This is a genomic window from Desulfovibrio piger, assembly GCF_012843875.1.
Lineage (GTDB): Bacteria > Desulfobacterota > Desulfovibrionia > Desulfovibrionales > Desulfovibrionaceae > Desulfovibrio.
The window spans coordinates 19,368-32,676 of record NZ_JABAFY010000005.1 but is presented as its reverse complement, the minus strand read 5'-3'; the positions used below and the strand labels follow the sequence as shown (position 1 = coordinate 32,676).

Below are 13,309 nucleotides of genomic sequence, written 5' to 3'. Positions count from 1 at the left end.
GTGTCATCCCACTTCCCGCCGTTTTATCCTTCACATGAAGAAGGCCGGTTTCGTGCAGCCAGAGCGGCTGCCGGGCATGTCTGCCTTCCGGTCCGGCACGGCCTTCCGGCAGCGCCATGGCCGGCATCCCCGAAGGGCCATTCCGTACCTTAGAAGGTGTAGCCGATGGTGGCGGAATAAATGTTGGCCACCGTGTTCCGGCTGTTCCCCGTGCTGACATTCCCCACGGACGAACGGATGCCGGAGGCATCGGTCTCCGAATAGTCCAGGCTGTGCACCCAAAGATGGGCATAAGCCAGATCGAGCGTCCAGTTGCCCCACTGGAAGCCCGCGCCCACACTGACGCCCGTGCGGCCGTGGCTGGGGACCATGAAGTCCGCGTGCGCCTCGTTGGTGACCGGCGTCTCGTACCAGACGCCCACACGCAGGGCCAGCCAGTCCAGGGGCTCATATTCCACGCTGGCGTTGAAGTTCCAGCCGTCACGCCACTTTTTATGATTGATGGACTGGAAATCGGAATCGAAATAAATGTTCATGGAATCGTAGGTGGACCAGCGGGTGAAGACGGTCCCCACCTCGAAGATCAGATTCTCCAGCGGGCGGTAGGCCAGGCCCAGGGCAAAGGAATCGGGCAGATGCACCGTGCTGTGCACATCGGTATCGATGGTGTGCGGCACCTGTCCTTGGTCGGCCAGCATATTGCTCTGATGCCGGGAAAAATCCGCCGAACCGGCGATATTGAGCGTGACCGGACTTTTGTAGGAAAAGCCCAGCGACAGCTCGTCGGTCATGCGCAAGTGCGCCCCCACCTGGGCCCCCACGCCCCAGCCCGTACCGTTGAGCGTCATCTTGCTGTCTTCCCCTCTGCTGGGGATGTAGCCGATATACTGCATGCTGGGGATCTGCTGTCCCATGGCAAAGCTGGCATGCATGATCTCCACGCCCGCCGAAAGGGAGAGGACATCGTTGACCTTCAGGGCCACGGTGGGCACGAGGGAAAAGGTCTGGAAATTGATGTTGGTCAGGTTGTACCGTCCCGTCCAGTTATCGGCAAATTCATTGCCGAGGCCGAAACGCGAGAACAGGCCCAGCCAGAAGCGGTCGTTCAGCTGATGGGTGATGTAGGCGTGCGGGGCAGCCCAGATATGGGGCTTGGTGGTCGTGGACGTGTGGCTGCCGTCGGCCAGATCCAGGTCGATGGTACCCATGGGCGCGATGGCGGCAAAACCGCCCATGACGTGCGTGCCCGGCAGCTGGGTGATGCCCGCCGCATTGTAGGCGATGGCCGAGGGATCGTCCGCGCGTCCCACCATGCCGCCTGCCAGCGAAAGACCTCGCGAGCTCCATTCCGTCAGGGCGAAACCTTCGGCCCCTGCCGTCGTCACCTGGCATGCCCACAGAAGGCAGACGGCAAGCACGACATACAATTTTTTCATAGATATCCCCCACAAAAATAGTCCGGGGCGCAGCAAAAGTTCCTTCCCCGCAACATGCAGTACCAATACAGATGTCTATTGTTACGCTAGAGTGCAACGCTTTTGAAAGTCAAGCTGTTTTGCCGGGCTTCCCGACGCTACCGCAGGGAACGCCAACGCGGCATGGCCCCGTACTTGTCCGGGGATACCGGACCACGGTATCGCGAAGATGTCCCGGTTGAAGCCGCTGGCGGAGAACCGCCGCTATGTCGGATGAAAGCCTTTGATAAGGATGCCGGACCAGAGGAGAGGGCTCCCCGGGCCCTGATGAGAGTCCCCTGATCCGTATGTCTGTATACAAAAAAGGGCCCTCCCCATATGGGGAAGGCCCTTCCGGCTGTCTTGCGGATAACGGCGCTTAGCCCTGCTTGATCATGACCTTGGCCGGGCGCAGCAGACGCTCGCCCAGCTTGTAGCCGCTCTGCAGAACGCGGGCCACGGCCCCGGCTTCCACATCGGCCTCGGCATCAAAGCCCACGGCTTCGTGCAGTTCGGGCGTGAAGGCCTCACCGGCCGTGCCCACGGGGGTCAGACCGTGACGCGCCACGGCTTCCAGCAGCAGCTTGCGGGTCATGGCCACGCCCTGGAGCATGTCCTTGCAGGCCTCGTCCTTGCTGCCGTACTGCAGGGCCAGATCGAGGTTGTCCAGCGTGGGCAGCAGGTCGCTCATGACCTTTTCCGCCGCATAGCGGATCTGTTCCTCGTGCTCGCGCTTCAGGCGCTTCTTGAAATTATCCATCTCCGCGGCCGCGCGCAGGCGTGCGTCATCGGCATCGCGCTTTTCGGTGCAGTTGGGGCACACATGTTCGTGGCACAGGCTTTCCAGATTTTCCGGCAGGGTCTGCACGGCGTCCCCGGCATCCCCGGCCTCGGTACCGGCACAGGCCTCTTCCTGCGCTTCCGTGTTCTGCGTGTCCTTCATATGCATATCATCGTTCTCGTTGTGACGATCCATGGTTCCTCCCAGAAATGCACCGGCGTTGTGCCGGCTAGTATTGAGTAAATACGCACTGCCGTACTGTCAAGGGGCTGACACCCCGGCAACGGCCTCCTGCACGGAAGTCTCGACATTGGCGCACGCCTTCGCTATATTCGTCCGACGCGCAATTCCGCGCGTCCACGCGCCCTCCGGTGGCGTTCTTTTCTTGAGGTATATTCCATGATTTGCCGAATTTTGCACCTGCAGTCCGAGCAGGAATGGGTCAAGGCCTCGCAGTGGCTCGACGGCCGCTTCAACCCCGGCGACAGCGTTGAAGGCAGCGTGCGCGAGATCCTCGCCAATGTACGTGAAAAGGGCGATGAGGCCCTGATCGACTATACCCGCCGTTTCGACTGTCCCGAATTTGCCGCGCCCCTGCGCGTCAGCGAGCAGGACATCGCCTGGGCCGCCGCTTCCATCTCTCCCGAACATCGCGAGCAGATCAGCGAAGCCGCCCACAACATCCGCACCTTCCATAAAGAACAGCTGGAAAAATCCTGGTTCCAGACCCGGCCTGACGGCAGCATCCTGGGCCAGCGCGTGCTGCCCGTGGACCGGGTGGGCCTGTATGTGCCCGGCGGCCAGGGCGGCAACACCCCGCTGCTCTCCAGCATGCTCATGAACGCCATCCCCGCCCTGGTGGCCGGCGTGCCCCGCGTGGCCGTGTGCACCCCGCCCCGCAAGGACGGCACCATCAACCCGCACATCCTGGCGGCGGCCCACCTGCTGGACATCGACGAGATCTACCGCGTGGGCGGCGCCTGGTCCATCGGCGCCATGGCCTACGGCACCCAGAGCATCGACCCTGTGGACGTCATCGCCGGTCCCGGCAACATCTATGTGGCCACGGCCAAGCGTCTGGTGCAGGGCACGGTGGGCATCGACATGGTGGCCGGCCCCAGTGAAGTGCTGGTGGTGGCCGACAGCTCCGCCCGCCCGCACTGGCTGGCCGCGGACATGCTCTCCCAGGCCGAGCACGACATGCTGGCTTCCGCCATCCTGCTCACCGACGACATCACCTTGGCCGAACAGGTGCAGCAGGAACTGGAAAAGCAGTGCAGCCAGCTGCCCAAGGCCCAGATCGCGGGCAAGTCCCTCATGGACTGGGGCGCCATCGTGGTGGTGCCCAACATCATGACCGCCGTGGCCATCGCCAACCGCGTGGCTCCCGAGCATCTGGAACTGTGCGTGCGCGATCCCTGGGCCCTGCTGCCCCACATCCGCCATGCCGGGGCCATCTTCATGGGCCAGCACAGCCCCGAACCCGTGGGGGACTACTTCGCGGGCCCCAACCATGTGCTGCCCACCCTGCGGACCGCGCGCTTCTCTTCCGCGCTCTCCGTCCAGAACTTCTGCAAAAAAACCAGCATCGTGGCCACTTCGCCGGCCTTCCTGCTGGAAAACGCGCCTGCCATTGCTTCTCTGGCCCGTCTGGAAGGGCTGGAGGCCCACGCCCGTTCCGTGGAGATCCGCAGCAAGCGCTAGTGCCTTAAACAAACTGGATCAAGACTATGCGCATCACCACCAAGACTGAAATCAGCGCTTACCCGCTGCTGTCCCGCGGCAAGGTCCGCGACATCTATGACATCGACGACAAGACCCTGCTCATCGTCACAACCGACCGCATGTCCGCCTTCGATGTCATCATGGACAAGCCCATCCCCTACAAGGGCGTGATCCTGAACCAGATCACCCTGTTCTGGATGGACAAGTTCAAGGACATCATCCCCAATCATCTGGTGGAAAGCGATGTGGACCGGTTCCCCGCCGCCCTTGCCCCCTGGAAGGACGAACTTGAAGGGCGTGCCGTACTGGTCCGCAAGGCAAAGCCCCTGCCTGTGGAATGTATCGTACGCGGCTACATTTCCGGCTCGGGCTGGAAAGACTATCAGAAGACCGGCACGCTCTGCGGCTATCAGCTGCCTGCCGGCATGCGGGAATCGGACAAGCTTGAAACGGCCCTCTTCACGCCTTCCACCAAGGCCGAGCTGGGCCAGCACGACCAGAACATCAGCCCGGAAGAGGCCTCCCGCCTGCTGGGCGAGGACGTGGCCCGCAAGGTCCGGGAGACCACCCTGGCCATCTATGAAGCCGGACGTGCCTATGCCGCCAGCCGCGGCATCATCGTGGCCGACACCAAGTTCGAATTCGGTTTCGTGGACGGGGAACTGCGCCTCATCGACGAAGTGCTGACCCCCGACTCTTCCCGCTTCTGGCCCGCGGACCAGTACGAACCCGGCCGCAGCCAGCCCAGCTTCGACAAACAGTACCTGCGCGACTGGCTCACCTCCCAGCCCTGGGACATGCAGCCGCCCGCGCCTGCCCTGCCTGCCGAGGTCGTGGACGCCACGGCCCGGCGCTACCGTGAGGCCTACCACATCCTGACGGGCAAAGAATTCACCATCTAACCTGTGGTCACCGTCGCCAAGGCGACTTTTCTGGAGGATATTACATGCTGCTTCAAGGAAAAAAAGCCCTGATCCTGGGCCTGGCCAACAACAAGAGCATCGCTTACGGCATCGCCAATGCCTTCAAGGAACAGGGCGCCCGCCTTGCTTTCAACTATGTGGGCGACGCCATCAAAAAGCGTGTTGAGCCCCTGAGCGAAGAACTGGGAGGCGAGTTCACCTTCCAGTGTGACGTGACCGACGACGCCCAGATCCAGGCCGCCGCCGACCTGGTCAAGGAAAAGTGGGGCGAGGTAGACATCCTGGTCCACTCCGTGGCCTTTGCCAACCGTGAAGACCTGAGCGGCCGCTTCCTGGATACGTCGCGCGCCGGTTTCCATCTGGCCCTGGACATCTCCGCCTACTCCCTCACCGGCGTCTGCCGCGCTTTCGAGCCCCTGCTGCATGACGGTTCTTCGGTGCTGACCATGACCTACCACGGTTCCACCAAGGTCATCCCCGGCTACAACATCATGGGCGTGGCCAAGGCCGCTCTGGAAGCTTCCGTGCGCTACCTGTCCTACGACCTGGGCGAAAAGGGCGTGCGCGTCAATGCCCTGAGCGCCGGCCCCATCAAGACCCTGGCCGCTTCCGCCGTCTCCGGTCTGAAGAACATCTTTACCCGCGTGGAAGAGCACGCTCCCCTGCGCCGTAACGTGACCACCGCCGATGTGGGCGGTGCCGCCGTGTTCCTAGCCTCCGAGCTCTCCCACGGCGTGACCGGCGAAGTCATCTACGTGGACAGCGGCTTCAGCCAGCTGGGCATCTAAAACGACCATCAGGCGGCTGCCGCGGCGGCCAAGCCTTTTCTTGATGCTGACGGCCCGGCAACGGCGGGGCGGGACCACCCCGCTCCCCTGCCGGGCCTTCCGGTAGCAACGGACGAACTCCGGGACACCCCGGACAGTCTTTCAGGAGATCGTATGGATACCATCTTCATGCTCAATCTGGCCGGCATCGTGGCCTTCGGTGTGGCCGTGCTGGGCTTTTTTTACATGATGGGCAAAAAAAAGCGCGAAGAAGACAGGGACCGCAAGGACTAGGCCATGTGGCAAGCCCTGCTCGTCCTGCTGGTCATCGTCCTTGCCGTGGCCCTGTCCAGGGGCAGGGCCGGGACGCCTTTTCGTCATCACGCCCCGTGAGTGGGCAGCTGTGACCATCTCCGGCGGAAGATGGAGACGAAAAACAGTGATGATAACAAGCTGAAATAACAGCTAAATTTTTAGAGAAAAAATTTTTTTGCGAAAAGTGCGATTTTTTGCTTGCCAAAGCCGAAGGTTCTGCCTATAAAGAGCAGGTCTTCACGACACGGAGAGGTGTCCGAGTTGGTCGAAGGAGCACGATTGGAAATCGTGTGTACGTTAAAAGCGTACCAAGAGTTCGAATCTCTTCCTCTCCGCCACCGAGAAAATAGCCCGCTGAGCAATCAGCGGGTTTTTTCGTTTATGGTGTTGCCGGAGCAGGTGTCCCGGACCGCCCTTTTTCCGCGCCTTCCCGTGTGCAGCATCCGCCCGGGCCGCCCTTTCACCTTCGCCCTTCGGTCTTCCCCTCCCCATCCGTTTGCAATCCCCGACGATATTTGTCACATTTTCTTCTTTCACACAGGGGGACGACCCGGCATATCCGTGCGACCGCTGGCCGCCGCCAGTGCCGCCCGCATCTCCAGCAATAGAGGGAACCGTCATGTGCGCCACCAGACATTCGGCCAATGCCGTCACCACTTCCGGCCCGGACAAGCAAGCGTCCTGGCTGTTCGACCTGCAGGACCATCAGCTGATCCAGCTGGTCAACAGTTTCGTGGCCGCCCGCAACATGTCCATGAGCCTGGCCCAGCCTGAAGAAGGCCTGCATCCGCGCGGCATCATCAAGCTGACCACGGACCCCGGCATGCGCATCGCCCGCGCCGTCATCATCCTGCTGGAGAGCCTGGAGGCCCGCGGCCCGCAGGAGCGCCTGCAGGCCCTGCGCCGTCTGCATGACGAGGTCCTCTACTCCGCCCTTTCCAGCCTGCAGAAGAATACGGCCCGCGTCCTGATCCAGATCATGAAAGACCTGGTCCGCGCCGCGCCGCACGTCCATATCCAGCTGCCGCTGGCCCACGATTTCTACCAGGCGGTGCGCGGCACGCCCCACGTCATCCGCTCGCTGCTGCGCCGCTATCATCTGCTGGAGATGCCCGAAGCCTGGAACCAGCAGGCCTTCGACCACCACGTCCATGATGCCAACACCAAGGGCCGCAAGAGCCCCACGCATCTGGTCATGGATGCCTGGCTCAAGGGCCTGCGCTTCATCACGGTGGTCTACTACAATACCGTGGACCCCGAAGCCGCCAGCGAACTGCTGCGCGCGGCCCGCATCATGGGCATCACCGTGCGCATCGGCATCGAGTTCCGGGCCACCTTCCATGACAAGCTCATCGAACTCACCTGGTCGCCGCTCAACGTCCACAGCAGCCGGGCTTTCATCAAATTGCTCCAGCGCCCGGACATCGCGGCCATCCTCAAGGAATACGCCACGGTGAACCAGTGGATGCGCCAGCATGTCCTGCGCCTGCTCCAGGCCTGGAACCAGAAGCACGCGGCCACCCTGGCCCGCAAGCTGGAAGTCTCGCCCCCGCCCCCGCTGGATGCGGATGCCTTCCTGGCTTTCGTGGGCCAGCGCCAGCCTTCGTCCCTGCATCTGGCCGAATACATCCTCCAGCAATGGCAGCCTGTTCTGGAACAGACTCTGGAAGAGCTCCGCAACGATCCCCGGCGGAACGGCACGGATGAAGAAGCCGCCCGCCTGCGCGCCCGTCTGGAAGCCATGGAAAGCCTCATGCCCGACAGCCTGCGCCAGGAATGGCTGGGACCGCAGACCAACCCGGATATCCTGTTCCCCGTGGCGCCCCACAAGGATCTGCCCCCAGTGCTGCTGCGCGATCCCGAAGTCCTTTTGCAGTCCCTGGTGCCCCTGCACCCCTGCCAGATGATCCTGGGCCTGGAAGGGCTGAACGTACAGGACACGCTGGAACTGCTCTGGCGCGGCAAGGGGCTCATCACCCATCTGGAACTGTTCAACCTGCGCACCTGGTCCAAGGGCCAGCTGCCGCATATCGAGGCCATCAACGAGCTGCAGCGGGCCATCAACGAGGGCAGCCCCCTGCGCCTCAAGCAGGTTGTCCGCCGGATCGTGCAGGACGAACCCGCGGATTCGCCCCGCCGGGACCTGCTGCTGGAAGTGCAGGACAACCTGACCCAGCTGCGGAGTTTTTACGAGCTCTCGTGGCTCGGCTCGCGCATCGGCACGGACTCCACCAGCCGTTCGCACATGACGCACGGCATGGGCCTGGTCTTCACCGAGACCCTGCCCCCGCAGGCCCGGGCCGCCCTGCGCCATGAAAAGAGCGGCCAGCGTCTGACCCTGCCCGTGCATACCGACATCTACGGCTTCACCCATTATCACGAGCCCGCGACCCTGCCGCGCTGGCTCCGGACCCTGCGCCGCCTGCCCCTGCTGCACCATCTGGGCTGTCGCGTGGTCCGTGGCTGGGAGCTGGAAAAAAAGACCACCACCATCAGCCCCGACGGCGGCAACCTGGTGACCCTTGGCGGCGTGGACTCCCGCGGCATCAACGCGGAACAGCACGATCCCGTGAGCATGATGCGCGATGCCGCCACCCCCTGGAACGTCCACTACTTCAACAGCAATCTGGTGAACGTGCTCAAGGTGCTGCTGGGCTTCATCCCCGCGCAGTGGGCCTTCTGGTACGTGGACAGCTGGTGGATCCTGACCTGGATCGGCGCTCTGCTCTGGTTCGCCATCACGGCCGTGCGCAATGTCCTGCAATCCATGGTGGGCGGCGGGGCCTTCTGCCGCTCCATGCTCCTGCCCTGGAACCGCTATGTGAGCTGGAGCCGCATGGCGGACTCCCTGCTCTACACGGGCATATCCGTCCCCCTGCTGGAGGTGGTCGTCCGCATGTGGCTGCTGGAGGACTGGCTCGGCATCACGGTCCAGAACAACGAGCTGGCGGTCTATACGGTCATCGCCATGATCAACAGCGTCTACATATCAGGGCACAACATCTTCCGCGGCCTGCCCAAGGAAGCTGTCGTGGGCAACCTGTTCCGCAGCGCCATCTCCATCCCCCTGTCCATCGTGCTGGGCAAGGGCCTGCTGGTCTGCTTCGTCTGGCTGGGCATCGCCGACCCGGTGGGCGCCCTGCAGAACTGCGCCGCCATCGTCTCCAAGTGCTCCTCGGACATCGTGGCCGCCGTCATCGAAGGTTTTGCGGACCGCAACATGTATCTGCGCATGCGCACCCTGGAGTACGACAGCAAGTTCAGCCAGATATTCAACAATCTCGTGAAGCTGGCCCTGCTCTTCCCCCAGGCCACCATCCGGCGCCTGATGCAGGAGCAGCCCCGCGAGTTCTGGCAGCAGCTTTTGGAAAAGGACCCCAACGCCGCCCGGCAGGCCATCGTCCATCTGCTCGACCTGATGTACATGTGGTACTATCTGCCCCGTTCGCACGACATCTTCTGGCGTCGTCTGGGCAGCATGCCCACGGAAGAAGTGGAAGGCATCCTGGCCCTGCATTCCCTGCTGCGCCTGCAACGCGAGATCTCCAGCCAGGTCCTCGACGGGCTGCTGGGCGACAACTTCGCCAACGCGCTGGCCTTCTACCTGCGTCAGCACGACAGCTACCGCAAGGAGATCCGGTCCGAAGCCGCCCGCAGGAACCTGTTCACGGAGAAGGCAGCGTAACGCGTGCCGCCCTTGCGGGAAGCATCCCCTGTTCTCTCTTCCGGCGGTGTCCGTGAGTCCCCGGGGACTGGCGGACACCGCCGCGGCCCATCCGTCACGGACGGCGGAAAAGAGACATTGTTTCCTCTACCGGCACACACAGGGGCACAGGTGCTCCTGTTGCCCGCCCTGAAAAACCTTTTCCCTTGGACGGCCGGACATCCTTCGAGCCGTCATGCCGTCCCGCGACGGCCCGTTATCAACCTCAAGGTCCGCTCCGGCGGGCCCCGTCCAGGAGCTTCCATGCATATCAGACAAGCCCGCCCCGAAGACCTGCCCGCCATCGCCGCTCTGGAGGCGCGCGGTTTTCCCCCTGCCGAAGCCGCATCGCCGGAAAGCTTTGCCGCCCGTTTTGCCGTCTTTCCCCACTGTTTTTTCGTGGCCGAGGATGACGGCGCCATCGTGGGCCATATCAACGGCTGCATGACCGATTTCGATACCTGCCGGGACGAGCTCTACCACGATGCCGGACTGCACCGTGAGGAGGCCCCGCATCAGGCCGTCTTCGGGCTGGTGGTGGATCCGCAGCGGCAGCATCAGGGCATCGGCGCGGCCCTTGTCCGCCATTTTCTGGAAGTGGCCCGGCAGCGGGGCAAGGAAGATGTGGTCCTCACCTGCAAGGAACGGCTGATCCCCTTCTACAGCTCACTGGGCTTCCGGCTGCTGGGGCGCTCCGACAGCCAGCACGGCCAGGCCTGCTGGTATGACATGCGCTGCCCGCTGTAACGCCCCAGAGGTCCCTCCCCCGCCATATTCCCCGGCAAGGAAAACGTTGCGTGCGGAACGAATCTTGCTTACTGTCGGCGACAGTATCGTGACATTACGCAACACGCAGTGAGGTTCCTATGAGCGCACGCAAGAAAATGGGCCTGCCCCTGCAAATGGGCATCGGCATGGTTTTGGGCATACTGGTGGGCACGCTGGCCCCCAAGCTGGGCATCAGCGCCGCCTTCTTCAAGCCGTTCGGCGACCTGTTCATCAATCTCGTCCGCATGGTCGTCGTACCGCTGGTGCTGGCCACCCTGGTCTCCGGCGCCGCCAGCGTGGGCGATGTGGGCCGTCTGGGCCGCGTGGCCGCCAAGACGCTGGTCTTCTATTTCGCCACCACGGCCCTGGCCGTGGCCATCGGCCTTATCCTGGGCAATATCTTCCAGCCCGGTGTGGGGCTCGACCTTTCCACCGCCAACCTGAGCGCCAAGGAAGTGGCCGCGCCCTCGCTGGTGCAGGTGCTCATGGGCATCGTGCCCCTGAACCCCGTGGATGCCCTGGCCAAGGGCAACATCCTGCAGATCATCTTCTTCGCCGTGCTGGTGGGCATGGCCATCAGCCTGTGCGGTGACAAGGCCAAGCCTGCCGCCGCCTTCTTCGACGCCATGAGCGAAGTCATGATCCGCGTCACCAGCATGGTCATGCACTACGCGCCCATCGGTGTCTTTGCCCTTATGGCCTACACCGTGTCCAACCACGGGCTGGAAGTGCTGCTGCCGCTCATCAAGCTCATCGGCATCATGTACCTGGGCTGCCTGATCCACGTCATCATCACCTACCTGCCCTGTATCCGCTACGCCGGTCTCAAGCCCGGCACCTTCTTCCGCGGCCTGAGCGCCCCGCTGCTCACCAGCTTCACCACCTGTTCCAGCGCCGCAGCCCTGTCCACCAACCTGACCTGTGTGCAGAAGCTGGGCGCCTCCCGCAGCGTCTCCAGCTTCTCCATCCCGCTGGGCAACACCATCAACATGGACGGCACGGCCATCTACATGGGCATCGTGACCATCTTTGCCGCCGAGATCTACGGCATGCCCCTGCCCCTGGACCAACAGATCTCCGTGCTGCTCATCGCCCTGCTGGCCAGCGTGGGCACCATGGGCGTGCCCGGCGCGGCCCTGATCATGCTCTCCATGATCTTCACCCATGTGGGCATCCCGCTGGAAGCCATCGCCCTGGTGGCCGGTATCGACCGTGTCATGGACATGGCCCGTACCACTATCAACGTGCTGGGCGACGCCACCGCGGCCATCTTCATCTCCCGCACGGAGAACGACTTCGATCCCCAGCGGGGCGCCGCCCTGCAGGACGAATAAGTCCCGTCACCGCACAAGGACGTTTCGGGAAGAGGCAGGCCCCGTGCCATGCGGGGCCCCTCTCCCGGATATCCCTTTTCCGGCAACGTTCTTTTCCGACAGGGGCACAGACAGCGGCAGGAGGCCTCCGCCTCGTCCCCGCTCAGTGTCCCTGCCGTTCCCAGCCCCGCCCGGCGGGGATTTTTTGTACCCGCTGCGCAGGCCATGGGGCCAGAGCCGCAGACCTTCTGCCGCCGCTGACCGCCCCTGACGGCCGGCGGCACCAACGGCAGGCGTCAACGCCCCGCATCCCGGCAAAGGAGCATCGTATGGAATTGAGGACCCTCCGCTATTTTCTGGTGGTCGCGCAGGCAAAGACCATCTCCGCTGCCGCCGAGGCCCTGCACGTGACCCAGCCCACCCTGTCCCGGCAGATGCAGGAGCTGGAAGAAGAGCTGGGCAAGACGCTTTTCCTGCGCGGCAAACGGAGCATCACCCTGACGGAGGAAGGTACGTTTTTCCGCAAGCGGGCGCAGGAGGTCGTCAGCCTGCTGGAAAAGACCACGGCGGAGCTCAAGGCACCGGACGAGCTGCTGAGCGGTGACATCCACATCGGCGGCGGCGAGACCGACGCCATACGCCTCATCGCCCGGGCCGCGCGCCGCATGCGGCAGGATCACCCGCATGTGACCTTCCACATCTTCAGCGGCAATGCCGAGGACGTCATGGAAAAGATAGACCGGGATCTGGTGGATTTCGGCCTCTTCATCGAGCCCGTGGATCTTTCGGGCTACGAGTTCTTCCGTCTGCCGGTCAAGGACCGCTGGGGCGTCCTGATGCGCAAGGACGCGCCGCTGGCAGCCCGGCCGTCCGTCGCCCCTGCGGACCTGCGCGGCCTGCCCCTGCTGGTCTCCCGGCAGAACATGGTCAACAACGAAGTCGCAGGCTGGCTGGGGGAAACGCACGATGCCCTGCAGGTGGTGGCCACCTACAACCTGCTTTACAGTGCCTCGATCATGGTCGAGGAAGGCATGGGCTATGCCCTTTGCCTGGACAGGATCATCCGCCTGCCGGAAGACGGCCCGCTCTGCTTCCGGCCCCTGCATCCGGCCATGGAAGTGGGCCTGAACGTGGCCTGGAAAAAGCAGCAGCTCTTCTCCAAACCGGCCAGGGTCTTTCTGGACTATCTGAAGGCCTCGCTCTGGGGCGGGCCCGTCGCGGAAGGAGCATCAGCGACAGGGACGCCACAAGACGACCCCGCCACGGCATAGGCCTGCTCGCACAGGCTTGGGCCCACAGACGGCCGTGCCTGTTCATCCCGTCTGCCCGGAAGACGGGTACGGCACCAGGACCGCTGCCATCATGGCGCAGGATGGCAGACCATCCCCATCCCGTACAGGACGGGGATGCCACAGGAGGCCCCAGGGCAGCCAGAGGCGAACTGATATGCGCTGATTTGGAGGGAGATGGGAGGAAGAACGGGCCGCCTGCGGGAACGACAGGCCTCACTGCCGCACAGGGAGGCCTTCGAAACACAAGCCCCGCCCGAAAGGACACGCT

The 13,309-nt window shown here is 63.4% G+C and carries 9 protein-coding genes and 1 tRNA gene; 8 read left to right on the top strand and 2 right to left on the bottom strand.

The window, feature by feature from the left end; genetic code table 11:
• Positions 1-149 precede the first annotated feature (149 nt).
• Both HF854_RS02385 and grpE read right to left on the bottom strand, forming a co-directional pair.
• Complete coding sequence (locus tag HF854_RS02385; RefSeq protein ID WP_240937632.1) at positions 150-1,436, bottom strand: OmpP1/FadL family transporter; 1,287 nt, start codon at positions 1,434-1,436, stop codon at positions 150-152.
• 397 nt (positions 1,437-1,833) lie between these two features.
• Complete coding sequence (gene grpE, locus HF854_RS02380; protein ID WP_168934891.1) at positions 1,834-2,403, bottom strand: nucleotide exchange factor GrpE; 570 nt, start codon at positions 2,401-2,403, stop codon at positions 1,834-1,836.
• A 231-nt stretch (positions 2,404-2,634) separates the two neighbouring features.
• On the opposite strand from grpE, the gene hisD reads away from it, so the two are divergent.
• From hisD to HF854_RS02340, 8 genes are all read left to right on the top strand, one after another.
• Positions 2,635-3,939 (top strand): histidinol dehydrogenase, encoded by a 1,305-nt coding sequence (gene hisD / locus HF854_RS02375; RefSeq protein ID WP_168934841.1) that lies wholly within the window; start codon positions 2,635-2,637, stop codon positions 3,937-3,939.
• A 26-nt stretch (positions 3,940-3,965) separates the two neighbouring features.
• Positions 3,966-4,862 (top strand): phosphoribosylaminoimidazolesuccinocarboxamide synthase, encoded by an 897-nt coding sequence (locus HF854_RS02370; protein ID WP_168934840.1) that lies wholly within the window; start codon positions 3,966-3,968, stop codon positions 4,860-4,862.
• Between the two features lie 44 nt (positions 4,863-4,906).
• Positions 4,907-5,671: an enoyl-ACP reductase FabI gene (locus tag HF854_RS02365; RefSeq protein WP_006004296.1), complete on the top strand. Its 765-nt coding sequence runs from the start codon at positions 4,907-4,909 to the stop codon at positions 5,669-5,671.
• A gap of 540 nt (positions 5,672-6,211) precedes the next feature.
• Positions 6,212-6,303, top strand: a tRNA-Ser gene (locus HF854_RS02360).
• 281 nt (positions 6,304-6,584) lie between these two features.
• Complete coding sequence (locus HF854_RS02355; RefSeq protein ID WP_168934839.1) at positions 6,585-9,650, top strand: hypothetical protein; 3,066 nt, start codon at positions 6,585-6,587, stop codon at positions 9,648-9,650.
• A gap of 282 nt (positions 9,651-9,932) precedes the next feature.
• Complete coding sequence (locus tag HF854_RS02350; protein WP_168934838.1) at positions 9,933-10,415, top strand: GNAT family N-acetyltransferase; 483 nt, start codon at positions 9,933-9,935, stop codon at positions 10,413-10,415.
• A gap of 119 nt (positions 10,416-10,534) precedes the next feature.
• Positions 10,535-11,770: a dicarboxylate/amino acid:cation symporter gene (locus HF854_RS02345; RefSeq protein ID WP_168934837.1), complete on the top strand. Its 1,236-nt coding sequence runs from the start codon at positions 10,535-10,537 to the stop codon at positions 11,768-11,770.
• Positions 11,771-12,078: 308 nt separating this feature from the next.
• Positions 12,079-13,020 carry a LysR family transcriptional regulator gene (locus tag HF854_RS02340; RefSeq protein ID WP_168934836.1) on the top strand — a complete coding sequence of 314 codons (942 nt, stop codon included), beginning with the start codon at positions 12,079-12,081 and terminating at the stop codon, positions 13,018-13,020.
• Positions 13,021-13,309: the final 289 nt, after the last annotated feature.

Coding starts and splice junctions, on each gene's coding strand:
- HF854_RS02385 (WP_240937632.1), bottom strand. CDS start 1,436: ATGAAAAAATTGTATGTCGTGCTTGCCGTCTGCCTTCTGTGGGCATGC.
- grpE (WP_168934891.1), bottom strand. CDS start 2,403: ATGCATATGAAGGACACGCAGAACACGGAAGCGCAGGAAGAGGCCTGT.
- hisD (WP_168934841.1), top strand. CDS start 2,635: ATGATTTGCCGAATTTTGCACCTGCAGTCCGAGCAGGAATGGGTCAAG.
- HF854_RS02370 (WP_168934840.1), top strand. CDS start 3,966: ATGCGCATCACCACCAAGACTGAAATCAGCGCTTACCCGCTGCTGTCC.
- HF854_RS02365 (WP_006004296.1), top strand. CDS start 4,907: ATGCTGCTTCAAGGAAAAAAAGCCCTGATCCTGGGCCTGGCCAACAAC.
- HF854_RS02355 (WP_168934839.1), top strand. CDS start 6,585: ATGTGCGCCACCAGACATTCGGCCAATGCCGTCACCACTTCCGGCCCG.
- HF854_RS02350 (WP_168934838.1), top strand. CDS start 9,933: ATGCATATCAGACAAGCCCGCCCCGAAGACCTGCCCGCCATCGCCGCT.
- HF854_RS02345 (WP_168934837.1), top strand. CDS start 10,535: ATGAGCGCACGCAAGAAAATGGGCCTGCCCCTGCAAATGGGCATCGGC.
- HF854_RS02340 (WP_168934836.1), top strand. CDS start 12,079: ATGGAATTGAGGACCCTCCGCTATTTTCTGGTGGTCGCGCAGGCAAAG.